Genomic DNA, 25,631 nt, shown 5'->3' on the forward strand with positions numbered 1-25,631 from the left:
TATCATTTTCGCTGGCTATGAAAGTGGCGAAAGAAATAGATAGTCGTGTTGATAGTTATCACATCGCTGGTGTTCACCTTGCTGAGAAATCAATTCAAAATGACATTTTTTAGGTCGTTCAGTTAGATACGTTGATAGAGACCAAGATGAAAATTGACGGTTTTGGTTTGTTTTTGTCATAGCCCAACGGTTATTTTCTTGACCATCAATATGACAATGAATGATTTCAGTATCAGGCAGGCGGCATGCAAGCTCTATAACAACACGAACGCCTTCCATTTCGGGGACGACGACAAGGGTAGGTACGACAACAATAGGATGGCCTAATAGAATCGGTTCGTTGACGACATAGTTGTGTTGAAGGTTATCATCGATGAATTGATTGCCATCGACTTCGTAGCATAAGCGAAAGCGTAATGGATTAGCGACAGGTAGGTTTGCGGTTGACCAAAGCTCAATACCATCAGCCAGGAAGTAATCGAAAAAGGCGGGATAGCGGCGCCATACACCGTCTCTGTCTTCACACTCAACCGCCACTTTTTTTTCAAACGCTATATTATTGACCTCAATCCATACTCTGCCACTTTGACCTTGTTTGGCGGCACTTGATTCTATAACGGCAGTGGCGTAATGCAGCCTGATGGGGTTTTCTTGTTGAACGGTTCGATTGGTTCGATTGGTTCGATTGGTTCGGCATTGTTCACGGTACATTTGAGGGGTAAATGGATACCACTTTCGAAATGCGCGGTGAAAGTTTGAAGGATCATCATAACCTAGCTGATTAGCTATGTTGGATACGCTCAATTGTGTATCGGCCAGTAGACGTAAAGCGGTGGCTTTTTTTTCATCATCAACAAGTGTGGTGAAGTTGATTTGTTTTTCTTGTAGGCGCCGTTGCAGTGTTCTGGGTGATAGCCCTAGATCAACCGCTAAATCGGATAAACGTAAAGGTGAACTAATGTTGTCATGGATACGTTTTTTTAATCGAGAGACCAGATCTTCTTTTTCAATACGGACGTGCTGTAGCAGTAAAAAAAACTGCTTAGCGAGAGAAAATAACTTGGCATCGGGTGTTGCGCTAACCTGAATTTCTTGATGGTCAAAATGCAGTTGTAGCGACTTTCCGTATTCATTACGAATTAAATAGTTGCGTTGACTAGGGGTTTGCAGCCAAGTATGCGTTAAGTGAGTAAATGAAGAAACGTGCTCGAGTAAATCTTGGGTCAGGTAGTGCACCCACAAAGGCAATTCAGTATTTGTTCGTGATTTAAAATGTAGCGATAGGCTGTCATAGCGAGATGCAGGTTCAACATAGATTGAACGATCGTACAATGACACAGATTTGCTCCACCAAAGTAATCCTTCTTTGATTGTTGGGGCTGTTAACAGCAACAGATGTTGTAAGGAAAGTAATTCCTCGATGTGCCAATGATCATGACCAATTCGAAAATAGGAACTGCCTACTGCTTGAGAAAGCATTACGGAGAAAGGTTTTTGGGCGTTCACGATTTTTCCATTGTCAGGATAACATGCGCGTATTTTAGCGGAACCGTTACTATGAAGCATGGTTTTGTTTCAACGCTAAAGCTACGCGTTTTTTTGATACGGTTAGGCGACTCAGTAGTTATTGGACATTCCGAGGTGAGTAAAGCGATTTAAAACAGAACAACCGAGTAACATTTCCTTTGACTAATATGGCACGAGGTTGCTAAGGAGGGGGGCTATATCACTCGTTTGGCTAATAGTTTCCAAAGACAACTATCTTTGCGATATTTTTCCTAATGTCAAAGTATAGTTCAGATCCATTTCATCTGCTCTTCGCTATCAAGTTCACCAAGGCTTGGCTTAGTCACCGACGAGTAAACAAGCTTGCTGGCTGATCTGGCTTTAAATTACCCTCAATGCATGCTTCACTTTTTCTTTATTGACCACTTGGTTGTTCATAATGTTAAGATTTTCTGATTGCAACTAAGAACAGATAAATAATCATGATAGAGAAAGATAAAAGAATAGAGAACAGTACAGCTAATTTAGCAATACTAAGGGCTCCGATGTAACAAGGTTCAACCCCAAAGTTTGTTACACACATATCCACTATGTTTTATCTCCGAAATGGAAGCGTCCTTCTTGAAATAAATTTTGTTAAATAAATTTAAAAATGGAATTAATTGGAATTAAATACCTCTAACTCTAGGTTGGTTAATATAGTTTTTTATAAGCCACTTTGTGAATATCTATCCGTTTCCAATTGATCTATTTTATTAAAATTAAGGTTATGATACTTATTTTTCATTATAGATTTTGACTAATAGATGAGGTTTACCTGCGTGATTATTTGGTTAAGAGAGTAATAATGAGACTATTTTTTTATTTGATATGTGGTGTGCTGAGTTTTCTAGGTATATTTGGCTTAGCTGCGTTATACATTGTTTACTAATTTGTAAATCAACTTGTAAACTACTTTTACAATCAATATCCAAATAAGAAAAAGCCCTAATCACAATAGGGCTTTTTTATCCATCAATAATAAAGATTCAGTTATTGTAAATTTATTCTACTTACTTTTCTCTTCTAGTTTATCTTTTACTATTGGATATAGTTTTTCGTATGGCAGGTAACCGGGGAGCAATATTCCATCAATTAGCATCGCTGGTGTACCTCGAACACCCAACTTCGTAAACAAATTATAGTTTTCAGCAACTTCAATCGATATTTCACTGTTTGAAGAAACGTAGTCGGTTGCTTTATTCTTCTTAGCTACTTTCATTATCGAGCGCGTATTGTGAATACCAGGCTTACTGATCAACATCTCTTCAACTGCTTTGTATTTTTCTCTGTCATTGTTCCAGACATTAAGTCCAAATGTTGCAGAGTTCAGTTGTGAATCTCTCTCCTTTAGAGGGATATAAATATTTATCACCTTGATGTCATTAGGGAAATCATCTGCTATTTTTCGAAGAACAGGATCTAACTTTTTACACCACGGGCAACTAAAATCAGTCATGTTGACGATCGTCAGTTTTGGATGTTCGGAACCATACCAAGGGTGATGTGGGTTGTTATAAATAAAGTCATGGCTCTCGGCTAACGTTTTATCAAAGCTACTTTGTTGATCTATGTAAGCCGCCAGACTGTCGTGAACCGAATCGATAATACCTTCATTCGTTTCTAACATTTGCGTTATCTCGGCAATTTTTTCTTGTTTTGTCATTGCGTAAGTGACGGGTGAGAAAGCCAGTGTGACTAATAGTGTGATGATGCTTTTTGTTATGAATTTCATATTTTTCCCATTAATACTTAGCTAACCAAAGTCGGGCTGCAATACCTATTGGCGTAGTAATTCCTGAAGTAACACTTGTTACTTTTCCGTCATTAATAACAATGAGTGTTGGCGTTAAGGAGATCCCCCAATCGCGTGCTATTTTACCCTGAGTATCATTAATGTTGTCGTAGCTATACCCTTTAGCATTCATATAGCGTCGAACTCTTTCATCTTTACCTGAAGTCAGTGATACACCAACGACAGGATAGCTTGATGAAAGCCAATCAACTACTGGCGTCACAAATTTGCAAGCCACGCACCATGTCGTCCAAAAATAAACTAATACCGGCTCTTTCTTACTCATTTCAATTACATCTATCGGTTTACCGGATAACGACATTCCGACCATTGGCGGAACGTTCTGCATTGGAACGTCTTTTGTACGCCAATAATCAACACCAAAGACCACGACCAACGCGAACAAGATATACAGTAATGCCGATCTCAACTTCTGCTTTTTAGTCTGAGGCTTTGCCTTAAATTTTGTTCTCATCATTCGTCATCACCTCTTGCCTTCTCGATGGCTTCCATTACCGCATCACTGGTTAAGATGACAGGAAGCTCAACACCTTCTGGAGCATTAGGGCCATAAACCATATTGAACGGAACACCGAACCGATTGTGCTCTTGCAGGTATGACGTGACGCTATCACTCGGTACTGTCCAATCCCCCTCCATCGGCACTACATCACCTTCAGTCAATGCGCTGTAGACAGGATCTTGTAAGAGAACACCTATCTTGTTTGCTTTACAAGTCACACACCAATCAGCGGTGACATCAACAAAAACCACCTGGCCATTAGCAACATGCTCATCAATGGCGACGGTCGACAAAGCTTCCCACTCAGGTTCTGGTGGCAGCATTTTGGATGTTGCTTTCTCGACAAATAACGAGGCAGAGATAACACTCAACAACAGCAAGGCAACAGCACCCGCCGTCTTGATTCCATGCACTTGAACCAACCTGACAAGCAATAAGCAAACACTGACTGCCAATATTGCGTATAACCACAATTGAGGGACGTGAGGTCGAAGCAAGCTAAAGAGCCAGACGCTAGTGATTAGCATCATTCCGCCGAACAGGTATTTAACACGGTTCATCCATGCCCCTGGTTTAGGCAACGCCAAAGCTATTGATGGGAATGCAGCAACGAGAATCCATGGAAGTGCCATACCAATGGCAAGTGCGGTGAAAATACCAAACATCGTCGGGATAGTCGTGGCAAGAGCAAAGGCGACTGCTGTCCCAAGAAATGGAGCAGAACATGGCGTAGCCAATAGCGTTGCGAACATACCTTGAGTAAAGTGCCCGACGTAACTACTGTCGCCCTTGGTTGCCATCCACGTATTTGTATTCGATGAAAGACGGATCTCGAAAAGCCCTAACATGTTGGCGCTGAAAAGAGCGGTGACGATAAACATCCCACCGATAAACCAGCCGTTTTGGAACTGAATTCCCCAACCGATAACGCTACCTGAGATTTTTAACACAGCCAAGAAAGTGGCTATTAACCAGAAGGATGCGAGGATGCCACTCGCAGATGCAAGGAATTGGAACCTAACCTGTTTTCTTGCCATACCTTGAGCAGAAATAACCCCACTCAGTTTCATTCCAAGCACAGGGAATACACAGGGCATGATATTGAGAATCAACCCACCTAATAGCGCCAAAAGCACCATACTTATCATAGAGCTATTACCCACTATGCCGTTGGTAACAGTGGCTGGGTATTCTGTAATGAAGTCTTTGTCTTTGATGCTGACACGAATGTGTTGGTTGTTGAGATCGGGTGTGCCCATCCAGCTGCTTACGTCATAAGTCGCAATGGCTTGGTTACCTTCAATTTCAATGTGAGGAATACCAAATTCAGCATCTTGCATTTCATCTGAATCACCATCCACGATTACATCGGGTACAGTCCAGCCAATTTGATGTGTAGCAATAACTTGAAGTTGCGACTTGCGAGCATCCCAAATCGTAGATGTACCCTCTACAAGCGGTGAGTCTTTCGGCACTTCGCTCATTGCTTTAGCGTAGACAAGCATCGCGTCGTTATTCACGGTCATGTCACTTGGGTTAAACACCAAGTTGATATCAAAATCCGTGAGAATACATATGGTGGTGCATGAAGACATCGTCAGCACGGCATTAAGCTCAACAGGTTTGTTCATATCATCAATATGAAGATTCATCGGAAAGATGATGTTGTGCTTGTAGCCTAGCGTATCTATGCCGAGCAAATTGAAGCGTTGAGGAAACTTCCAAAACCATTGTAGTTGCGAAACATTCTTAGAGTCGGCCCATTTGATTTTGGGCGCAATGCCTCCTTCACCAGGACTTCTCCAGTAAGTTTTCCATTCGCCTGAAAGGTTCACCTCCAGATAACCTGCTGCAGTTTTGTCTTTTTCATTAACTTGTCCAGTCATGACAAAGCGCGTTTCTACATACGGATGTAACTTGTCTTGCATCCAACCCGTTGTAACAGGAGTCATCGATTCGCTTGCACTTGCGTTCACAGTGAATGTTGAACACAGCGCAACGAATAGCCAAAGCACAACAAAGTGCAATGACATTTTGCTTTTAGGCATGTCTAATTTTTCCTTAAAAAATGAATAATATGAGTGTTAGTTAAACGCTCTTATTCTCATTCTTTAAAGACACAAACCTTGAGATGGATCCGCCTACCCTTGTGAAGGATTGGCTCAGTGAATGGAGGGAAATACGGGACAGTACTTAGCAGCCACAATACGACTACAACGAGTATGAAGTACGTGAATATAGCTTGATCATTGACTTGGTGGTGATCAAAATTTATCAGGTGTTCTGATAAGTCACATTTATGGACAGATTGGCCGTCTTTAGATTGAGATTGAGATTGAGATGCACCATCAATAAAGCCGCTACCATCACCAATATTGTTTGCCTGCAGAACAGTAGAAATCGCAGAATCACTATTGCCATAGTTTACTTTACAACCTTGGATAAAACTCATATTACTGGCGAGACAGAAACAGATAACCCAACCCACTAATAATAGTGCGTTACGAGTTAGTTTATGTGTGTTTCGACTTGAGAGCATATCTAAACTACAGATGTCTATGTGATGGTAAACGTAGCAATATGACTGAACTAAAATAATAAAGTTCAATTTTTTCGCTGGGCCGATAAATTTCATGACTTAAAGCGATTGAATGTCGCAGAAAGCTTATTCAAAAAACTGGATAAATTAAAATGAGTAAGTTAATAATCTCCATGGCAATGACTAGTATCTACACTTTTCGGTCAACTTTTGCGCAAGCCGCGTATTTAATTTCGGTTGGGTTGATCCGCCCAGTAGTTTTGGATACGAGTTTAATGACTTACCATACCTGCGCCAATTTATGATTTGCTAATGCTTGCTTTTCCGAAACTCACTTCTGTCCATAAACAAGTTAAAACGATTACTCCCGAAACGTATTAGCATCAAAACAAGCCTCCTCACTTCCAGCCTATCTCGATTACGGTTAGCACGTTCCATTTAAATATCTGTGATAAATGAGGTAAATTCGCGCCGAATTAAAAATCTAGAATGAAGTATTCTCATGATCTCTGCCGCAATTTTCGAGACGGATTACGGAATTTAATGGGCAACACTTGGAAACACTGCCGCCCTAGATTTCGATAACCAAATTACATTAGTTTTATACCCACAAACTTTTTCAAAAAATCTGCGGGTATTAGCTTATCCAATCAAGTTGCGTACTGCTGTTCTCGGGCATTCGGCATGACAAATTGCCGAAACCAGTGCAATACTGTCGACGCCTGTCGCTATAACCGCATCAAGGTTTGATGCATTAATCCCGCCGATTGCCACTATAGGTAAGGAGCTTTGCGCGACGGCATTCGCCAGCCCGTCAATGCCCCACTCTTTTTGTATATTGGTTTTCGTCGGGGTCGCAAAGATTGCGCTCAGCCCGATGTAATCGATAGGTAAATGTTTGGCTTCAACCAGTTGCTGTTCATTTTCAACCGACAGTCCCAGTATCTTGTCTTTACCAATCAGCTGGCGTGCGATGTTAGCTGGCATATCTGACTGGCCCAGATGTACACCGTCGGCATCTACAGCCAAGGCCACATCGACACGATCATTAATAATTAGTGGAACCCCAGTGTCCTGCAAAATCGTTTTAACGGCTAAGGCTCTTTCAATAAAAGTACGTACATCACCATGCTTTTCTCGAACCTGTACCATAGTCACACCGCCAATGACGGCTTCTTTGACCACCGTTTTCATGGTTTCAAGATCTTGCAGATCATCAGTCACCAGATATAAACGACACGAACGCATTATTTCCTCCAAAACTAAGCCTCCAAAACTAAGCCTCCCAAACTAGGCCTGCCAAACTAAGCCAGCTTCAGACGCTGGATTAACGTTTCTTCATCAAGCTGATACAGGGTATCGAGCAAATTACACTGCAAGCTACCTGGGCCTTTCGACTGTTCGGCTGCGATTTCGCCCGCTACGCCAAGTATCGCCGCGGCTGCTAATCCCGTCTCTTCTCCGATAGCCGCAAAAGCACCAGTCAGTGCACTGAGAGTACACCCCATCCCTGTTACATAAGGCATCATGGCATGACCATTACGTAGCTGGCTCTGTCCTTCATTGGTGACAACAAAATCAATCTCACCTGAAATAACAACATTGCATTGATATTCTCGGCTCAGGAAACGCGCCGCATCCACTGCCGCTTCCGTGCTATCAAGCGCATCAACGCCTTTGTTTTGCCCTTTTTCACCTGCCAAGGAAATGATTTCAGAAGCATTGCCTCGAATAATCAACTTATTAGCTGCTTTGGCAAGCTGGCGGGAGGTGTCTGTTCGTAAGCGGCTAGCACCACAGCCAACAGGATCAAGCACTATCGTTTTATTATGAATATTTGCCTGCTCGACAGCGAACACCATACGTGGCACCCATTCGCTGTCCAATGTGCCGATATTAATGACCAAAGCACCAGCAAAAGACATCATTTCCGCCATTTCTTCACGAGAATGTGCCATGATCGGCGAAGCACCAATGGCCAGTAGCGCATTGGCAGTATTGTTCATTACGACATAGTTGGTCAGGTTCACAACCAGTGGTTTCTGCTCACGGACTGCATGCAGAGCGTTAATGATGGTTTGTGTGTTCATGTTTTCCCTCAGCGATTGCCATTATCAATTGCGGTAACGGATAGGAAGAACCTGAGGGAAGAAACTGATATGAATGCTGGGGCTGGATTGGCATATCTTGGTCCAGCCGAGCCAAGGATGTTGATAAATATAAATCAAACCATCATTCGCTAGACATATAGTTCCCTACGACAGTATTAACTGAATCAGGTTCTACGGGTCTCGCAACATGCGATCTCAGCCTTTCGGCCCCCCGACTATCTTTTCGAATAGTAACAAGCTCATTGAAAGAACAACAGATAAAACTAAATCATGTTTTAGTCTTCGCTGAGTACTCAGTGTTCCCTAGCGCTGTGCTGTCCCGGGCCAGCCCCGAGTCTACCCCAAGCTTCCTTTAAATAATCCACGAAAATCTGAACTTCAATGTCTATTGAGATAGCTAATAAAAAAGCCCCGCTTCACTCATAACATGAAACGGGGCTTTTCTCTGCTTAATTTCAAGCGCTCAATATCCGCTACCTAATCCCTATTCCATGGATAAATCTTTTCTGTGGTATGCTTTTGAAAAAACTCATAATTGTGCTGCATGAAGTCATCTTTTTTGAGTGCTTTAGGGTTCCACTGCTTAAGATCCAAATCAAAATCGAAATCAGGCGTAGTTAAGTGCAGCTGACTGAACTTACGTTTCGCTATTCTATAAACCACCGTGTTCGGCTCATGACAATCGAACATGATCTGTTGGTTTGGTTCATTGTTCACGCTCAGCATTCCTTGATAAGGCGACAAAGCGCTGCATGGCGTCTGCTTAATGAAGGTAAAAAGAAAATCGCCGTCATAAGTGGTGTTCAGGTAGATAACCAATTGACGATCCACATCGACTTGGCGAAATACCAGCTGTTTAGTATGCGGTGTACGCGCGCTCTGCATCGCGGTGGTATCAGGGCTAATCAGTTGGCTGTTTATCCATAACCAACCCATATCGTTTCTCATATAGGTTAATGCTCGATATGTCTGGTAGCCGAAATAGCTAAATATCAAGAGCCCTATCACGCAAAGAGTCAGCAAAATCTTCAACAACTTTGCCATTTAATTTGCCTCAGCCTGAACACAAACTTTACAGTGGTTCACCACGTTATTCATACCTCTACCCTGCGCTATATGGTTGTTACATTTAAAAAGTTAGCTATCACTTCAAAATGATACTTTATAACACAGTGTGAGTCTTTACCGCTTGGTGTCAACTGTTTACCTCTTGCTCGATAACAAACCAAGCCTGAAATCAATCATGAGCAAAGGAGTAATAAAGGGCCTTCTTTGATTTAGTCCAATTTGATTACTGATCAGGCATAAGATCTAATACAGCAGCCCCACGACAACACCAACCACAAAGATCACCAAGTATAAGCCCATGCGATTGTGGCTTTTATGGGCCGTGGTTGGTCTGATCTCTGGTTCAACTAGCAATTGCTGCGCATTCAAGGTGTGAAGGGTATAACTTAATGGATTCATCATTTTTTCCTGTACTCACATTTTGTTGTGGTTATTATTAGTCAAAAAACAGGAAGTAATAATGATATGGTAGGAAACCAGAGTTCACCTTTTATTAATCAAGTTCATCTGCAGCGTCTCAAGCAGCTGTGCGAGCATTATGAACCACACCAAACCACAAAAACAGACATCCCTACCCTGTCTGAGCAACTAAGCTGCTCTGATCGAAATGTCGCTAAGTTAGTTAAAACACTGGCAAATATTGGTTGGCTTTCTTGGCAACCGGGAAGAGGACGGGGGAATAAATCCGAAATCACTATCCTGACTGGCTTTGAAGCTACTTTAATGCAGATTCTTGAGCTGTACTGCCATAAAGGGCAACTGAGTGAAGCATCGCGCTATGCTGATGTGTTTGGATTTAGCGAAACCTTTCGTAAGCGCTTACCGCACTGGCTGTCGGCAGCACAAGAAAACCTGAAAGCAAAGAACACCCTTATTACGCTTGTTCCTTATACCATCCCCAGCTTTCACCCGCTCTGGGCTTACCGTGCAGCTTCACGGCTCTATGTTGATGCCATGTTTGATACCTTGTTCACCTATGACGTAACCACCAAACGTATCCGCCCACACTTAGCACATTATTATGAATTTAGAGATAACGAGCTTTGGCTTCGTCTACGCCCTGATGTACTTTTCCATAATGGTGAAAAGCTTACCGCAGAGCACGTTGCGACTTGCCTAACGGATAGAATGACGAAGTCTCATACCTATCAAAATCTTTATCGACATATTCAGAGTATACGTACGCAAGGCGCATGGGTTATTTTAACCATGACTCACAAGCAACATGCTATCCTCCACATCCTCGCCGATATGCATTCCTCTATTTATCTTGAAACAAGTGATAACGATATTCCCTATGGCACAGGGCCATTCAGACTAGAGTCATGCGATAAACATCAATGGGTACTGGCTAAAAACCCAGACTATTTTTCCAGTGGCGGTTTCATCGATAAAGCTGAATTTTGGACCAGCGATACCACAGAAGCGAAGGTCCAAGGTCATATTGTCCATCACGGTTATTCATCCAATGGCTTCACTGCTTGCGACCAAGTTGCACTCCAAACGGGTTGCGATATCATTTCGTTTCCCACCACCAAAAGCTCATTGTCGATGGATGAAAAAGCTTGGATTTTTCACCATGCGCGAGAGTTTTGTCATCACGTCACTCAGGATATTTTGCCTGTCGCCAACTCTGTCGTTGGTTACCACCAGCACCAAGGCGTCTACCTGTATCATCATGAGATGAAGCGACCAACTCAAACACTCAAGGTATTGGCATCGCACTCCAATAAATACCGCATCCAATTGCTTCAATATCTGGAAAGCAAAGGGGCTAACATTGAGGTATTTTCTGACGACGAATCCCAACATAGCCAATACGATATGGCTATTGGTGGCTATGTATTTTCCGATGACGATATGTTTGGTTACTACAAGTGGCTCATTTGTAGCTCAGTATTTAAGTACTGCTTATCGCCACAACAACAAGCGGTCTTTTTGAATATTGTCGATAAGCTCTTACTCACCAGCAGTAGTGAAACCAATTACTTAGATCAACTTCATCGTTGTGAAGATTGGCTCATTCAACATGGCGTCTTCTTCCCTTTATGGCGAGATGCACTCAGTTATAACTTTGATAAATCACTACAAGGTGCAGAAACAGACAGCGCAGGCACGGTGTCGCTGAGAAAGTTGTGGTTTGAGGATTAACGCTGTTAGCCGTTTAAAAAAGAAAAGAGGTATATTTTCATATACCTCTTGGATCTTATTTCTCTCCCGTCAGTTCTGCTGACAGATCTAATCGTATTTACCAGTGCTCAAAGTAAATATGGCTCGCTTGCCAATCAACTTTTTGCGGATCGTCGGTGAGCAGTGCTTTTGCCACAGTGAAAGCAAACTCGAAACTAACACCTAAGCCTTTACCACTGATAAATTTGCCGTCGATCACCACTTTTTGATCGACAAAATTACCATCAGCAAACTTCTTCTCAAGGCCGCCACCAGTGGTGTAATTGCGCCCTTGTAACAAGTTATTTGCCGCTAACACTTTAGCGCCAGATGAACATAAGGCACAGATGTATTTATCGGCCTCAATATGATGTTGCAAAAACTCAACCACCATAGGGTTAGCCGATAAGTTGTCGGTTCCTTTCGGGCCGCCTGGCATCATCACGGCATCGTAAGTTTGATGGCATTTATTGGCTAATGTGTCATCGGCACTGATCCGTGTTTCAAAGTAGGTTTGCAGCGACGTGGTTTCCATGCACGACAGCACATCCACCTTAATATCTAAACGACGCATGATGTCGATAAAAACAACCGCTTCACCTTCTTCAAAGCCGTCGGCCAACAGTACCGCTACTTGTTTTTCCATCTTGTTCGCTCCTATTCGCTTTGGCTCTGATTTTGACTTAGGTTTTGACCGAGCAGCGCGCACGTTTCACGTACATTTTTTGCAATCGTCGGCCAATCATTGGCGCGAATGGCGGCGGTTGGCGCTATCCAAGTTCCACCACACGTAAAGACTTGGGGAATGGCCAAGTACTCCATTAAATTGGCAGGCTTAACACCGCCTGTCGGCATTAACTGGATATTACCGTAAGGGCCAGTTAGCGATTTCAGCATGCTGATCCCACCCGATGCTTCGGCAGGGAAAAACTTCATGGCTTGGATCCCCATCTCCAAGGCCTGTTCCACTTGGCTCGGATTATTAACGCCAGGAATAATTTTGATGCCCTTTTCTAGACAATGCTTAACAGTCGTGGGATTAAAGCCAGGACTCACCACAAAATCAGCGCCCGCTGCCATTGCCGCGTCTGCCTGTTCGCCCGTTAATATCGTGCCAGCGCACAAGGTGATCTCAGGGTAAGCAGCGCGAATTTGGGCTATCGCCTCTGCCGCCGCGTCGGTACGAAATGTAATTTCAGCCGCAGGTAAGCCATTTTCCACCAGCACTTTCGCCAAAGGAACCGCATCTTTCGCATCTTCGATTTGAATAACCGGCATCACACGCAGCGCACGTAACGCATCTATCCATGTATTAGTTTTCATTTACTTCACTCATCGCTGTCGTTATATGATTAATTTGGTTAATTGGCACAATCGCGCCTTTGCATTGAATCACTTGGGCGGCTAATGCATTGCCCCAGTGGCACGATTCCGCCATAGACATGCCATGACACCACGCCGCTAAATAAGCGCCATTAAAGGAATCACCTGCCGCTGTGGTATCAACAACTAGGTCAACTTTCTGACCCGCCACAACGCCTTGTTGTTGGTGACAAGACCACATCGCACCGTCAGCACCCAGCTTCACCACAACTTGGTCAATCCCCAATCGGTGGAGGCGATCGGCAATCAGCTCTGGTGGCGTATTGTCTTGATCAAGCAGTAAATCTTCATCCTCTGCAGTCACCAGCGCGATATCGCTAAGTTGATAAAGTAGGTCTAGCCACTTACGTGCTTCGCTGGCATTCGGCCATAAACGCGGACGATAATTCGAGTCCACGGCAATTTTCACGTTATGTTGTTTTAACGAAGCCAAAGCATGTAGCAATGCCGCTTTACCTTCATCAGGTAAAATCGCTAGCGATATACCCGACAAATAAATAAGGTCCATGGTTTTAAGCTGCTCAACGACAGCAAAAAAGCCATTGTGCTCGCACAAATATCGCGCGGCAGAATCGTTACGCCAGTAATGAAAACTACGCTCGCCAAAATCATCAATTTGAATAGCATAAAGCCCCGGCAGCTTGCCTTCCGTCGTCAGCACCAGAGAAGTATCAATACCTTCTTGCTGCCACATAGATCGCATGTTTTGGCTGTAGCTATCACAACCTAAGCCTGTGACGTAATAAGGTGTTAGCCCAGAGCAAAGACGGGAAAGATAAACGGCAGTATTGAGCGTATCGCCACCATAGCTTTGCATTTGTTGCTCAAAAGGCTTGCCACTGAGTTCAATCATGCATTCGCCGATAATGGCAACTTTCTTTTGGGAAGTGGGTTGTCGCATCTTCATCATTTATTGACCTAACGAATCAGATTAAAAAAAGGGCTATGGTATTAGCGATGGGGGAACACCAATATTCATAGCCAGGAGCATTAAGATAATGTTTTGTAAATTGTCAGAGTTATGCAGGTATTAGAGTTTTCCTTCGCTACCACATACGCGAATTTTGTCGATCACCACTTGTTTCATTGCGGCTTTACCCGGCACGATGTAATGACGAGGATCGTTAGCTGATGGATTATCAAGGAAGTACTGTTTTACAGCGTCAGAGAAGGCAATTTTCAATTCAGTCGCCACATTAACCTTGGTGATACCCAATTCAATGCAACGGCGAACGTCTTGATCTGGCACACCTGATGCGCCATGCAAGACCAAAGGCACATCGGTTTTACTGCGAATAATGCCAAGGCGATCAAAATCGAGGTTAGGTTCTTCTTTGTACATGCCATGCGCAGTACCAATGGCAATCGCTAGCGAATCAATGCCTGTCTTTTCAATAAATTCAATCGCGTTATCAGGATCAGTAAACAGCGCATCTTTGCTCTCGACAATCAGATCGTCTTCCTGACCACCTAAGCGACCTAACTCAGCTTCAACCGAGCAATCCCAACGGTGACAGAACGCCACCACTTTTTTAACCAGTTCAATATTCTCTTCGAAAGGTAAGTGTGAACCATCAATCATGGCTGACTTAATACCCGCTTCAATTTTTTGGCGAATATCGGTATACGATTCGTGATGATCGAGGTGTAAAGCAATGGGCATTTCATAACGTTTGGCCGCTTCTTTGCAAATCCCAACTAAGTAGTCGGTACCCGCATAAGAAAAGGTACCCGGCGTACCCGCCAAGATAACAGGTGAGCGCATCTCTGCTGCTGTTTCGACAACAACCTGTACCGTCTCTAGATTGTGAATATTGAATGCAGGGACGGCATAGCCACCTAACTGCGCTTTGTGAAGCATTTCACGCGATGAAACCAAAAACATATAAAACCCCTAAAGACCTTCGTTAACTTTCGCTTTAATCTTATTCGAAAAAGAAAGAAAGTAAATAGATCAAGATCACACTACACTTTCAAAGTGAAAACTTACGAAACTAAAAGAAATGCGACATTTTCGATGTGTAACAGGTAATGCCTTTACGTAAAAGGTTATTTTTAGGCCTTAACGCCCTACCACTCACCACTTCTAACGCCTTGTCAGCTAGGTTTTGTCGTAATAATCGGCGAGATAACGGCGTCTGCTCTTGGGTATACTCGCTCAAAAACAAAACCGTCACCTCTTTCGTTTTGAAAGTCCCGATGACATGTGCATCGATGGCAGGGATTTGAAAGTCAAAATCGCCTTTTTCTATCTCTAATGGCAGCTCTTGTGCTTGCCACAAGCCAGTACGCCCGCCTACATAAAGCGCAATGTTCAACGCGCGCAAAGACCAAAAACTACTGGCTGGGCCGCTATAATTATCAACTAAGCGGCTATCATCGTCGAAAACCCCTTGCGTTGGTGCGCCTGATTTAAGCGCGCCATTCGAAATGAAGTATTGAAGATTAGTGCGAAAAGCACGTTTCGCTTCACCTATCGCTATCGCACTCGATTGTTGATCGACAGCGGCCAACAAGGGCACAGCAGCAGACAAGCGATAGCAGGCACTACGGCCAAACAAAGGCAAACCTTGGGGAGTAAAGAAGTACCGATAACCCGCCACAAAATCACTCATGGCTTGGTGAATAAAGGTCGCGTCGTAGTCAGGATCTATCTGATCGATCCAGTACAGGGAATAGAAAAAGCCCCACACATTGTAATAGTCGTAATTGCCATTCGCGCCGTCACGGAACCAGCCATCACCGACATAAAACTCTTTTATTCTTTGATATTTACTGTGATCAACCCACTCTTTACCGGTTAAATCTTTCAACACGAAACTCACGGTTAAGGTGAAAAGCTGCCAGTTGTTATCCAGTGTTTTAAGCGGCGGAATTTGTTCAAACCACGCGGCTATTTGCTGTTGTTGCTGGGTATCCAGCTGCTGCCAAATATGCGCTTTGGTCAGCCAAAGGGTTAACGCTAAATCTGCACTTTCACAAATTCGCTGATCATAGTCGTGCAATTTACCCCAGTAGCCTTTATGACTCGGATCTGTCCCTGCTAGCAATGCTGTGCGGATAATGTTTACTACATCAATCGGCTTACCGTTTAACCCTTGTAAAGGCGTGCACTCGCCCTCTTGGCTATGCAGCCAAGTCGCCAAGGTTGGAAGCACGCGGCTAACGCCTTCAATAGCATCAGTACGCGCGGTCTGTTGGCTTGGCCGACCGGGGTAATAGGCATGGGTATAATCCCATACTGCATAATGTTCAAAGGCTTCCGCGGTATAAGCAACCAAAGCTTCGCATTGCGCTTTCAGTGACGCGCCATCGTTACTGAACAACTTACGAATGGTTTCATCATGCTGCTGATAGGCCGACTTGCGATGACGCAAGCGCACGATGTTTTCCTTAAATAGCTTGAAATACATGGCCGCATCGGGATGTTCATAGGGGATGGTGGGCCGCGGCGTCGCAGCAATAGTCTTAGGCATGGGATGTCTCTTTACAGGTAGAAGCAGATAAAGAAAGGCCTCCGAAGAGGCCTAATTACACGTTACTTGGCAGAATCAGTCAGGATTTGGTAGCGATCTTGTCCCCAAGCGATTGGTGCTGGCTTGGTTTTAATCCAATCGTAAAAAGCCATTTTCAGCTCTTTCACTTTTTCTGGGTATTGCTTGGCGAGGTTTTTCGACTCCGCAGGATCTTTGGCATAGTTGTAAAGCTCGTACTCACCTTTGCCATCATCGTAATAATGCAAAGACCAATTCTGATCTTTAATCGCCCATTCCCCTTTCGAATGCTTTTCAATGTAAGGGCTTGGAATGAATTCATTGGTTTCGTAAGTGATCCATTTCCAATAGTTACTCCAAAAATCAGCATTGCTTGAATCGTAGTGAAGTGCGCGTGGACCCGCCCAGTACAAGTAAGGGTGCGGTTGCTCGGCCTTGCCTTTTAGCAACGGCATAATGTCTTTACCGTCCACTTTCATTTCTGTTGGGATCTTAATACCAGCAGCAGCCAGTGCGGTTGGCAGAATATCCATCGCAGAAATCATAGTATTATCTGCTTTGCCTTCAGGAAGGTGTCCTTTCCAATGAGCAATAAACGGAACATGCACCCCACCGCGGTAACGCTGGCCTTTAAATGCGCGATCCATGCCGTTCATTGGCATTGGTGATTCATGCACGGCACCGTTATCTGAAAGGAAGAAAATCAGGGTGTTCTCGTACTCACCCATTTCTTTCAATTTATCGATAATTTTACCTATGCCTTCATCGGACGCATTCACGTGGGCATAGTACTTATCGACTTCAAGATTACCGGTATTAAAGCGCTCCATGAACTTAGCAGGTGCAGGCTGTTCTAGCGGAATATGTGGCACGCTGTAAGCTAAGTTGATGAAGAAAGGCTGCTTTTCTTTATCCGCTTTTTCAATAAACTGGATAGCCTCATTAGTCAGGTTATAGGTGAGGTAACCTGGCGCTGGCGCACTCTTTCCATTGCGGAATACGGTCGGTGAGTTATATAGCGCGGCACCTGACACATAGTAGCTGTAGGAATAATCGAAGCCTCGCTCTTCAGGGCCGTAGCCTGGTTCAGCAAGCGAGATTTGATTATCGTGGTAATCACGACTTTGCTCATCTTTAGGAATGAACTCTTTGCGAACTTTGGCGTTGTGGTACTTCCCAATATTGGCCGTTGCGTAGCCGTTTTCGTTCATTAATGCCGGCAGCAATTTGATATCAAGCGGGATCCCCAGCTTGGCATCATCATTACTGTAGGTACCAAAGCTATGAGGGAAACGGCCTGTCATCATACCTGCGCGAGAAGGGCCACAAACAGGGGTTGCAACGTAGGCATTCGTCATCCGCACGCCTTCATTGGCTAGCTGGGTGATGTTTGGCATCGAGCGCTTCGCAGCATCATAAAGCTGGTCAAAATCGCCGTCGTAACGTGCGGGTACCGGACGCTTAACCAATTCATCTTTATTGATATTATCTAGGGCAAAGTCCAATTGCGCAGACCCAAGATCATCCATCACAATCAATAACACATTGGGTTGTTCCACTTTTTCTGCCGCCTGACTCAGGGTCGGGGTAACAGCACAAGCAGCCGCAACAAAACCAGCAAGTATGGTTTTTTTCGGCAGTAACAGATTCATTCTCTACTCCTTTATTTGAGGGTTAACTGTTGATTTGAAACCGAGTAAAACTAACGAGGTTGTTCGCTATGCTTTAAATTCTTGAGGGTCGCCATTACGCTTGCGGCAACACCACCACGCTGAATTTCTTGAGTCATTAAGTGCATGGCTGGCGCTGTATGATGGAAAATGCGTTGATAAGAAGCGCACAGATAATTCTGCTTATGTTTCTCGCCTTGAATGGGCGTAATGCGGTGTTTAGGGCAACCGCCATAACACAATGCATGGACTTCACATTGCTGGCATTTATCGGTCAATTTGGTCTGCTTGGCTTTGCCAAATCGCAGTTGCTGTTTGCTGGTTGCTAGCGAGGCGATGTTAGTGGTTGCGATATTGCCCAATTTATTGGCGGGATAAACGTAATGGTCACAAGAATACATGTCGCCATTGGCTTCCAAGATCATGGCTTGACCACACTCTTTGGATTGCACGCACACCGAAGCTGGGTAACCCATCCAAGTGGCGAGAATGCTATCGAACATACGGACAAACACAGTACCGATATCCTCTTTCACCCACTCATCGAATACATCCGTCATAAACTGGCCATAGCCTTTCGCAGGCACAGAAAAGTGGGCTAATTTGGGGTCTGAATTTAGCGTGTAATGGCCGCTGGCTGCGCTTTGGCAACTAGGCTCAACTTCAACAATGGGAATAAATTGCATGAACTGCGCGCCTAATTGTTTTAGCGCGAGATAGGTTTCCTTACCACGGTGCCAGTTCTTATCGTTAATCACCGTGAGGGTATTGAACTCAACCTGATACTCTTTGAGTAAATCAATCGCTTGCTTAACACGTGCAAAAGTTGGTTTTCCGTTTACCGAAATACGATACTGATCGTGCACCTCGGCTACACCATCAATCGACACCCCGATCAGAAAATTATGTTGCTTGAAAAATGCCGCCCACTGCCGATTTATCGCTATCGCATTGGTCTGAAAACTGTTGGTAATGGTTTTGCCATTGGCATACTGCGCTTGGTATTTCACAACCGATTCATAAAATGCCAATCCCGCCAGTGTTGGCTCACCACCTTGCCACGCAAAATCGATGGTATCGGCATCTTGCGATCGAATGTAATCACGCACATAGCGCTTTAGCATCCCATCCGACATACGATCAGATGACATGCCAGCAGGCGTAACCTCACCACCATCGAGCATGGTTTCTTTTTCTAGATAGAAGCAATAGTCACACTTTAAGTTACAACGATAACTCGCAGGCTTTGCCATCATATGAAAACGGGCGTTCTGTGTTTGCTTCATCGTAATTCCATATCTCGAATCGAAGGAGTTTGAAAATACTACGAAAGAAATCGTAAGAATAAAATGACAAAAGTCACAATAAAGACTATTTCAAAAGCAATTGAAAGAAAGGAGGAAGCTAAAGATCGATATCAATCGAAAATGAAAGAAGTAAAGCGAAGGAAGTGAAAGTCGCTTGGTAATTAAGGTACGACAGAATCGCTTGGTGATCACACGAGCTAGCAACAGTAGCTAGCTCGTTGTTGGACAAAGATGTGTTATATGTTTTGCTAATTTAGCAATGCATGAATTAGTTGATGTATGGGAATTCTAACTCACTTAGATGATTGTCCCGTATTGCTGGAGAAGATCAGTTCAAGTAATGGCAGAGTATCAAACACTAATAGTCGCGGTTGTTAGTGCCTTATCTAGCGGGGTAGGTGTAGGCATTACACTCAAAACCGATGTTAAGTGGTTACGCCTGATGATGGAAAAGATGGATGAGCGTTTGACTCGGCTAGAAAATAAAAGCCCTCTATAGGAGGGCTTCATACTATTTTTTCGCTTTTGGATCTCGGAACATTAATGAAAGAGCTTGCTTTACTTCTTCTGTATCAATGCCTTCAGGAGTCGAGGCTATGCTTCGGTCATAAATATCTCGTAGCTTCAGTTTCGCTGAGGCTTCTCTTATCTTTACTGCCTTTGAGCCACTTTTATCAGATGGCTGATATACTAAGTTACAGAAAAAGTGCCGTACAAAAATGTCAGAACCGCGATCTAATGTAACTTTGGTATCTACAATATGTTCACTTCTATCTATGAGCTCATGTGTGTTCATGAAGTTTGTTACTCCATCCCTGAACTCTTCTTGGACAATGTTCTCGACATAGTGATTCCAATTTCCAGATGAAGATAAAAACTCTAACCAAGCATCAATTTTTTTACGATATTGGCCAGTCTGAACATATACAAGTAAGCCTGCTTGTTTATCTCGTTTAGCGTACCTTGTTAGCAGTTGGAGTATTCCTTCAAAAGCTTTGTCATTAGAAGTTAGCCTCTTAGCTTCGGCTATCCACTCGTGACCATAGCCTTTTACGACAAGATCTACTGCCCCGCCTTTACGTTTTACTTGGCTTTCTGCTTCTAAATACTCATTGACATTGAGTTGGCGGACTAGTGCACTTGTGATGCTGTCTTCACTGCTTTCTAAGAAGTGGTCTGCATCATTCTCTAATGCTTCAAGTTGAAGGGCAATTTTATCATAGAGAATAGCGATGAAATCTCCGTATTCCATCGATTGCATTGTTGGTAATGCTGCTTGTGCTAATTTTGTCGCTGAAACTCGGCTGTTGATTAGTTCAACTATTTCAACTTCAGTCATGCATTTCTAATCTCAGGGTGAATGAAACAAGAAAAACCTAATCTCTTCTGATCGAAGTCCTTTATCTCACGCCCATCTCTATCGACTGGCGGTAGGTCATGAGTCTTGGCTTCAAAGTATGACTCAGATGTTACTTGTATTGCATCGCTATTATCGAGTGGGTAATAACAGAACTGTAAGGAAAAAATCTTTACAGGCTTGGATGATAGGAATAAAACACTATCAATCAGTCCTTCAAGATCCATAGATTTTGATGCTTCAAGTAGTTCAACGATCGAGTAGTACGTTCTATTCGGGTGTTGTTCGATAGAGTTTAAGATATTGACAATCAAACTGTGATTGTCTTTACCATGAGTTAGGTGTCGAGCCGCCTCGATTTTCTCGATAAGCAGTTTGAGGTTTACCTTTCCAGTAATTCGGCTCATTTTTTAAGACCTTGATAGTAAGGTGTTTATTGTATTCGAAAGCATTAGACTATCTTTAGGTTCTTTTATCACAATGCTTTCACACTTCTTAGCGTCCCAATGTGTTCTGGTTGGGTCGAATGATAGTTCCATTTCAAAGTCATCATGATTAGGGTAAAGATAACGCAATGTAATTTGAAATGGATGATAAGTATTTCCATTAGCACTTACATCATGCTTTGCGAGTTCGGGCCTACAGCAGTGCCCTGGATCATTACAAGCACTTGAGGTTTGATGCGGTTTTTCTTCAAATGTTGCCACTCTACCCCAGCTTATTCTGCCAGCGTTTTGGTCTTCATAAAGTGATTTGATAGCTTTGAAAAAGTTTACAGGGGTACCATCGACTTTTCCGCCTCGAACATTCACGTCATTAACAAATGCAATTTTGAGTTGTTTGAGTTCATCTTGAGTATCGCTTTTGCGTATCTCACATGATAGTCGATACTCTACTCTATCACTCGTATGTGGAACAAAAACTGTGTGAAATGCTTGAGAGTGTACAAGCTTATAGGAGTTTTGCTTTATTCGAACTGAAGAATAAATAAGAGCGTAACCGCCATTTATATCTGAAATTTTGCACAGCTTTACACCAGTTTCGTACGAAATACCATCATCTAAATCGAATTTAGATGGATATAAGCATGCTGCTTGTGAATTTGTTTTTGCTCGATTACCCGCAGCAGCTATTTGGGTTCTTAACAAAGTTGCGGTAGCGCTGTCTAGTTCAACGATTTCATAGCGATGGTTGGCGCTGGATAAAAAACGATCAATGGTATCTGCTAGTGCGCTTATAGTGCAGCGAGCTTTGCTAGCGTCTTTAGACTCTATATCTGTTTTGATGCGCTCTTTCAAAGTACCCCAACGACCCGTTGTACTGAACCCGACGTTTTCAAGGAGGTGACGGAAATAAGTTAGCCCTTCAGTCTGTCCGACGGAAGCGAGTAACTTATCCAGCGTAATATCTGTCGCTGGTTGAGAAGTCGACTGTGGAGAGGTTGTTTGACTATTTACAGAGCCCATACTTATCTTGATTTATAGTTTATTGATTTCATAATGTTACCTTGGTTTTAACTGATATTGAATCAATATTAACTAATAGTGAGACGATTGAGGCAAATTCAAAGCAATTAGAATACTCGGTGGCTAAAAGCTTTCAACTAGTAGTAATCGTTAGCGGTTATGAAGCTTATGTGGAAATAACTGAGTATAAACTTGCCACAAAATATTCAAATTTCGGTGTCCGGTTACTTGAGCAACTTCCTCAATGGAGTACCCTCCCTCAAACAGGCGGCTTGCGCCTTCCCCTACCTGTCAGGCTAGTTGTCACTGTTAAAAATTAATCAATTAGAGCGGCTTGTTAAGTTGAAATCCCTGCTGGATTCGAAAGTAAATACCACTTTCCCATTTTAACAACTAGTGCTGATACGTAGTTTGTAAGGCAGTATCAGTTTTGCATGAATATGCAAATTGAGTTCTGTATTGACATTATTGCATTTTGAAAGGTTCTGAGAGTTTTCTTTCACCGCTTCTTTACGGTCATGCATAAGCAAATGTAGGGCGAATTATGGCGAGATTTATCAGCCGAAAATCTCGCTAGCTTGGAATGGGGCAGATCTGAGTTAGCTGGCACTTTTTGAGAAAAGTGCCACGAGTAAAACTTCAGGTCTATGAAGCCTCTGGACACAAGCGAGTCAGTGACTTTGCTAATTTAGTAAAAGGCGGATTAGCTCAGTTAATGATAGAAACCATTTTCTAGAGTAGTTGGCTTAATAATGAAAGTGACAAGACTAAATGGGTGACATTCATTTGCAAATGCCCCCACTTGAGGTTTTGATTGTGGTGGAGTTACGCTAGTTAATATCTTTTGACAATGGTATTAACTTCTCACCATTTGCTTCTGCAAGAACTAGAGGCGAACTTGCATCAGTAATATGGAAACGCTCTAGATGATTTTCAATGAACTTCTGACCTTGGTTAGTCAGTCTGTCAATACTTTGGTTAAGACTAACAATGTCTCTGTTAAGCTCTTCTAAGAAGCGAGTTGATGTATCAATGATATTACCCATTTTGGTATCAACAGCTCTGATTAGAATGTCTTTTGCCCTTTCATTATCACCAAATTTTTCTTCGATTCTAAGGAAGTCATTCATTGCTTCTTCCATAGCGGTATTTTGTAGCTCTTTATACTGAATAGTTTTTTCGTATACGAGTTGTTGAGCACGCTCTTTAAGTTCAAGTTGCATATGACCAATAGCATTGATCGTTTCAACGTTTAATTTGGTCAACTGTTCAAGGTAAAGAGCAATTGCTGCGGTGGTGCGCTCCATACGCTCAAACTCTTTCTCCTTTTTCCATTCTTGAATTTCAGCTACAGCCATTTCGATTTCACGAACTCTACGAACTTCAAGATCTACATCTAGTTCTTTCTCTTTAGCCTTAAGTTCGTGCTCAATTTCCATCTCTCTAGTTCTGATTTCGTGTTCAGATCTTGATTGAGCTGTTAAAGTTTCCATATTTCGTTGATGAGCAGAATCCCTTGCCGATTCGCTTCTATCGTGAGATCTACTCTTTAACGGTTCAGAAGCCCAATCACACAAAACTTCAACGGGCTTACTGATGCAATCGAGAAGAGCACCACCCACTTTACTTAACCAACCCATTTTGTTCTCCTAACAGTCGATTAAATTCTCTTTCAAAAAGAACTTGATCCTTTCTTCTTATGTAATTAATTTCTTCGAGTCGATCCTTGTCTTTGTCAAAGATTGAGAAGATTTTTTCAATCTGTTTGACTTTATCATCAAGGAAGAACGTGTCTATGCAAGAGGTACTTTTGGATTGCTTAAAGCTCACAAATTCTTCGGTGATGTGCTTTAACTTCTTCTTCGTGTCAACATCTTCAATATCAGTGATATTGTTTGAAAATTTTTCCAGATTACTATTGATGAAAATGGAATATTCTCTTTCAAAAGATAATGATAAAAGGTTTTCGTTGTTCTCATATTGAAAGAACGCTGAAAAAAGTTGAGGATCTTCACTAATACTACGAGAAACAAGGTCAGTCCTTGCCTCTCGTAAAGCTTTCAATAGCTCTTGCATTGCTTTAGGAGCTATCTTTGTCTCTGCCGTTTTAAGTTGCATTATTGAATGTAATACTCTTAATAAGGTTTCTATAGCATTTCGATGCAATTAATTTTCTAAAGCTTTACGTTGCTTGATAAAATGAAGTACACCTACCAAAAGTCTTATCTGAGTATCATTACCCATCAATTAGCTGTAACGGTAGGTTTGTTTAACTTAGCTTCTGAACGGATTTTACCGATAGTATCAAGCGTATGCTCTTCAATCAGGTTACTACTTAGATCTAAACTTTTTGTGTAACTATCAACAAGTTCTTTTAACCACTTGGAAGCAACATCACCGTCAACTTGAGACTCACTAAGTGTATGAGAGACTTCTTTAAGTGTTTCAGAAAAGAACTTTGAACGTTCTTTACGTAAATCTTCTTGTAGTGTGCTGGCGAACTTGATCTCTTCTTTATACTCTTTAACCAGTTCTAGATAGTTTTTCTCAAAGTTATATAGAACTTCTAGCTTAGTCTTAAGAAGTTCTAGGTTGACGTAGCCGTTAAGTTCTTTATTTAAAGCTTCTGTCAATTGAGCGTTAATTGAATCGTCTACGCCTGATGCTTTAACTGCCGAAGAGATTAGTTGATTTAAATCTGTCATTACGTACTTTCCATTGAATGTAATATTGGGTTACTTAGCTGTATATTCAGGCTTGTGCGTATCAAAATCAAAGCATAGAGATACTTATCTTGATCTTGCTCATACACGGCAGAATCATCAGCCTAGATTTTAACCAACAGATAATGCCACTTAGTGGAACTTAACCCATGATCCCATTGATGTTGCATGCCCACTCAGATAACTTTTGATAGGGGAAAGCCCATTAACAGGATATGAATGAGTTTTTGTTCTAGATGATAAAGGGGCACTTCTATGTTACGAAGTGCCAACTGTGAAGGTTCTGGACAAAACCGAGATAGCCTCTCCGGACAGAATTGATCCTTCAGATAACTTCTGATATCGCAAAACGTCAACGACCACCGTTAGTAGCGGTGGTCAAAGTGAAAGGTTTTGGGCAAAAGTTATCATTCGCAGCCTGAGTTAAGTAATAATATTTATGCATAATTTGCAGTAAATGATGCTGTATCTCGCTAATTCC

General features: G+C 42.7%; 23 protein-coding genes, 1 pseudogene and 1 riboswitch. Of the genes and pseudogenes, 2 read left to right on the top strand and 22 right to left on the bottom strand.

The window, feature by feature from the left end; all coding sequences use genetic code 11:
- Positions 1 to 15: 15 nt before the first annotated feature.
- From OCU87_RS23305 to OCU87_RS23340, 8 genes are all read right to left on the bottom strand, one after another.
- Positions 16 to 1,506, bottom strand: a complete 1,491-nt coding sequence (locus OCU87_RS23305) for a helix-turn-helix transcriptional regulator (protein ID WP_261858660.1) — start codon at positions 1,504 to 1,506, stop codon at positions 16 to 18.
- Positions 1,507 to 2,554: 1,048 nt separating this feature from the next.
- Positions 2,555 to 3,280 (bottom strand): DsbA family protein, encoded by a 726-nt coding sequence (locus OCU87_RS23310; RefSeq protein WP_062692417.1) that lies wholly within the window; start codon positions 3,278 to 3,280, stop codon positions 2,555 to 2,557.
- Positions 3,281 to 3,290: 10 nt separating this feature from the next.
- The gene (locus OCU87_RS23315; RefSeq protein WP_062692416.1) at positions 3,291 to 3,818 is read right to left on the bottom strand and encodes a protein disulfide oxidoreductase; all 528 of its coding nucleotides are present in this window, start codon (positions 3,816 to 3,818) and stop codon (positions 3,291 to 3,293) included.
- The gene (locus tag OCU87_RS23320; RefSeq protein WP_261858661.1) at positions 3,815 to 5,911 is read right to left on the bottom strand and encodes a protein-disulfide reductase DsbD family protein; all 2,097 of its coding nucleotides are present in this window, start codon (positions 5,909 to 5,911) and stop codon (positions 3,815 to 3,817) included. The genes OCU87_RS23315 and OCU87_RS23320 overlap by 4 nt, the downstream gene beginning before the upstream one ends.
- 1,133 nt (positions 5,912 to 7,044) lie before the next feature.
- The gene (gene thiE / locus OCU87_RS23325; protein WP_062692414.1) at positions 7,045 to 7,650 is read right to left on the bottom strand and encodes a thiamine phosphate synthase; all 606 of its coding nucleotides are present in this window, start codon (positions 7,648 to 7,650) and stop codon (positions 7,045 to 7,047) included.
- A 56-nt stretch (positions 7,651 to 7,706) separates the two neighbouring features.
- Positions 7,707 to 8,492 carry a hydroxyethylthiazole kinase gene (thiM, locus tag OCU87_RS23330; RefSeq protein WP_261858662.1) on the bottom strand — a complete coding sequence of 262 codons (786 nt, stop codon included), beginning with the start codon at positions 8,490 to 8,492 and terminating at the stop codon, positions 7,707 to 7,709.
- A gap of 145 nt (positions 8,493 to 8,637) precedes the next feature.
- A riboswitch (TPP riboswitch) is annotated at positions 8,638 to 8,737 on the bottom strand.
- 253 nt (positions 8,738 to 8,990) lie between these two features.
- The gene (locus tag OCU87_RS23335) at positions 8,991 to 9,461 is read right to left on the bottom strand and encodes a hypothetical protein (protein WP_261858663.1); all 471 of its coding nucleotides are present in this window, start codon (positions 9,459 to 9,461) and stop codon (positions 8,991 to 8,993) included.
- 363 nt (positions 9,462 to 9,824) lie between these two features.
- The gene (locus OCU87_RS23340) at positions 9,825 to 9,983 is read right to left on the bottom strand and encodes a hypothetical protein (RefSeq protein ID WP_261858664.1); all 159 of its coding nucleotides are present in this window, start codon (positions 9,981 to 9,983) and stop codon (positions 9,825 to 9,827) included.
- Positions 9,984 to 10,046: 63 nt separating this feature from the next.
- On the opposite strand from OCU87_RS23340, the gene OCU87_RS23345 reads away from it, so the two are divergent.
- The gene (locus OCU87_RS23345; RefSeq protein ID WP_261858665.1) at positions 10,047 to 11,732 is read left to right on the top strand and encodes an SgrR family transcriptional regulator; all 1,686 of its coding nucleotides are present in this window, start codon (positions 10,047 to 10,049) and stop codon (positions 11,730 to 11,732) included.
- A 97-nt stretch (positions 11,733 to 11,829) separates the two neighbouring features.
- On the opposite strand, the gene OCU87_RS23350 is transcribed toward OCU87_RS23345, so the two are convergent.
- The 7 genes from OCU87_RS23350 to OCU87_RS23380 form a co-directional block, all read right to left on the bottom strand.
- Entirely contained in the window at positions 11,830 to 12,396 is a 567-nt protein-coding gene (locus OCU87_RS23350) for a DJ-1/PfpI family protein (RefSeq protein ID WP_261858666.1), read from the bottom strand.
- 11 nt (positions 12,397 to 12,407) lie between these two features.
- Positions 12,408 to 13,073, bottom strand: a complete 666-nt coding sequence (locus OCU87_RS23355; protein ID WP_261858667.1) for a bifunctional 4-hydroxy-2-oxoglutarate aldolase/2-dehydro-3-deoxy-phosphogluconate aldolase — start codon at positions 13,071 to 13,073, stop codon at positions 12,408 to 12,410.
- Positions 13,063 to 14,043, bottom strand: coding sequence for a sugar kinase (locus OCU87_RS23360; protein WP_390961045.1), 981 nt, complete (start codon positions 14,041 to 14,043; stop codon positions 13,063 to 13,065). The genes OCU87_RS23355 and OCU87_RS23360 overlap by 11 nt, the downstream gene beginning before the upstream one ends.
- A 120-nt stretch (positions 14,044 to 14,163) precedes the next feature.
- The gene (locus OCU87_RS23365; protein ID WP_062692407.1) at positions 14,164 to 15,018 is read right to left on the bottom strand and encodes a tagatose bisphosphate family class II aldolase; all 855 of its coding nucleotides are present in this window, start codon (positions 15,016 to 15,018) and stop codon (positions 14,164 to 14,166) included.
- 109 nt (positions 15,019 to 15,127) lie between these two features.
- Positions 15,128 to 16,609 (bottom strand): DUF2264 domain-containing protein, encoded by a 1,482-nt coding sequence (locus OCU87_RS23370; RefSeq protein WP_261858668.1) that lies wholly within the window; start codon positions 16,607 to 16,609, stop codon positions 15,128 to 15,130.
- A 62-nt stretch (positions 16,610 to 16,671) separates the two neighbouring features.
- Positions 16,672 to 18,279: a sulfatase family protein gene (locus tag OCU87_RS23375; RefSeq protein ID WP_261858669.1), complete on the bottom strand. Its 1,608-nt coding sequence runs from the start codon at positions 18,277 to 18,279 to the stop codon at positions 16,672 to 16,674.
- A 50-nt stretch (positions 18,280 to 18,329) separates the two neighbouring features.
- Positions 18,330 to 19,583, bottom strand: a complete 1,254-nt coding sequence (locus OCU87_RS23380) for an anaerobic sulfatase maturase (protein ID WP_261858670.1) — start codon at positions 19,581 to 19,583, stop codon at positions 18,330 to 18,332.
- Between the two features lie 361 nt (positions 19,584 to 19,944).
- Here OCU87_RS23380 and OCU87_RS23385 point away from each other — a divergent pair, with 361 nt between their 5' ends.
- Positions 19,945 to 20,103, top strand: coding sequence for a hypothetical protein (locus OCU87_RS23385; protein WP_261858671.1), 159 nt, complete (start codon positions 19,945 to 19,947; stop codon positions 20,101 to 20,103).
- A gap of 12 nt (positions 20,104 to 20,115) precedes the next feature.
- On the opposite strand, the gene OCU87_RS23390 is transcribed toward OCU87_RS23385, so the two are convergent.
- The 7 genes and pseudogenes from OCU87_RS23390 to OCU87_RS23420 form a co-directional block, all read right to left on the bottom strand.
- The gene (locus tag OCU87_RS23390; RefSeq protein ID WP_261858672.1) at positions 20,116 to 20,943 is read right to left on the bottom strand and encodes a hypothetical protein; all 828 of its coding nucleotides are present in this window, start codon (positions 20,941 to 20,943) and stop codon (positions 20,116 to 20,118) included.
- Positions 20,940 to 21,368 carry a hypothetical protein gene (locus tag OCU87_RS23395; protein ID WP_261858673.1) on the bottom strand — a complete coding sequence of 143 codons (429 nt, stop codon included), beginning with the start codon at positions 21,366 to 21,368 and terminating at the stop codon, positions 20,940 to 20,942. Before OCU87_RS23395 ends, OCU87_RS23390 begins: the two co-directional genes overlap by 4 nt.
- A gap of 3 nt (positions 21,369 to 21,371) precedes the next feature.
- Positions 21,372 to 22,427 (bottom strand): hypothetical protein, encoded by a 1,056-nt coding sequence (locus OCU87_RS23400; protein WP_261858674.1) that lies wholly within the window; start codon positions 22,425 to 22,427, stop codon positions 21,372 to 21,374.
- 150 nt (positions 22,428 to 22,577) lie between these two features.
- Positions 22,578 to 22,709 (bottom strand): annotated as a pseudogene (locus OCU87_RS23405) (site-specific integrase); the annotation flags it as partial.
- A gap of 548 nt (positions 22,710 to 23,257) precedes the next feature.
- Entirely contained in the window at positions 23,258 to 24,067 is an 810-nt protein-coding gene (locus OCU87_RS23410) for a hypothetical protein (RefSeq protein ID WP_261858675.1), read from the bottom strand.
- On the bottom strand, positions 24,051 to 24,545 hold the full coding sequence (locus tag OCU87_RS23415) for a hypothetical protein (RefSeq protein WP_261858676.1): 495 nt from the start codon (positions 24,543 to 24,545) through the stop codon (positions 24,051 to 24,053). The genes OCU87_RS23410 and OCU87_RS23415 overlap by 17 nt, the downstream gene beginning before the upstream one ends.
- A 125-nt stretch (positions 24,546 to 24,670) precedes the next feature.
- Positions 24,671 to 25,132 carry a nickel transporter gene (locus OCU87_RS23420; RefSeq protein ID WP_261858677.1) on the bottom strand — a complete coding sequence of 154 codons (462 nt, stop codon included), beginning with the start codon at positions 25,130 to 25,132 and terminating at the stop codon, positions 24,671 to 24,673.
- Positions 25,133 to 25,631: the final 499 nt, after the last annotated feature.

The sequence above is a fragment of the Photobacterium sanguinicancri genome, from assembly GCF_024346675.1.
GTDB classification, from domain to species: domain Bacteria; phylum Pseudomonadota; class Gammaproteobacteria; order Enterobacterales; family Vibrionaceae; genus Photobacterium; species Photobacterium sanguinicancri.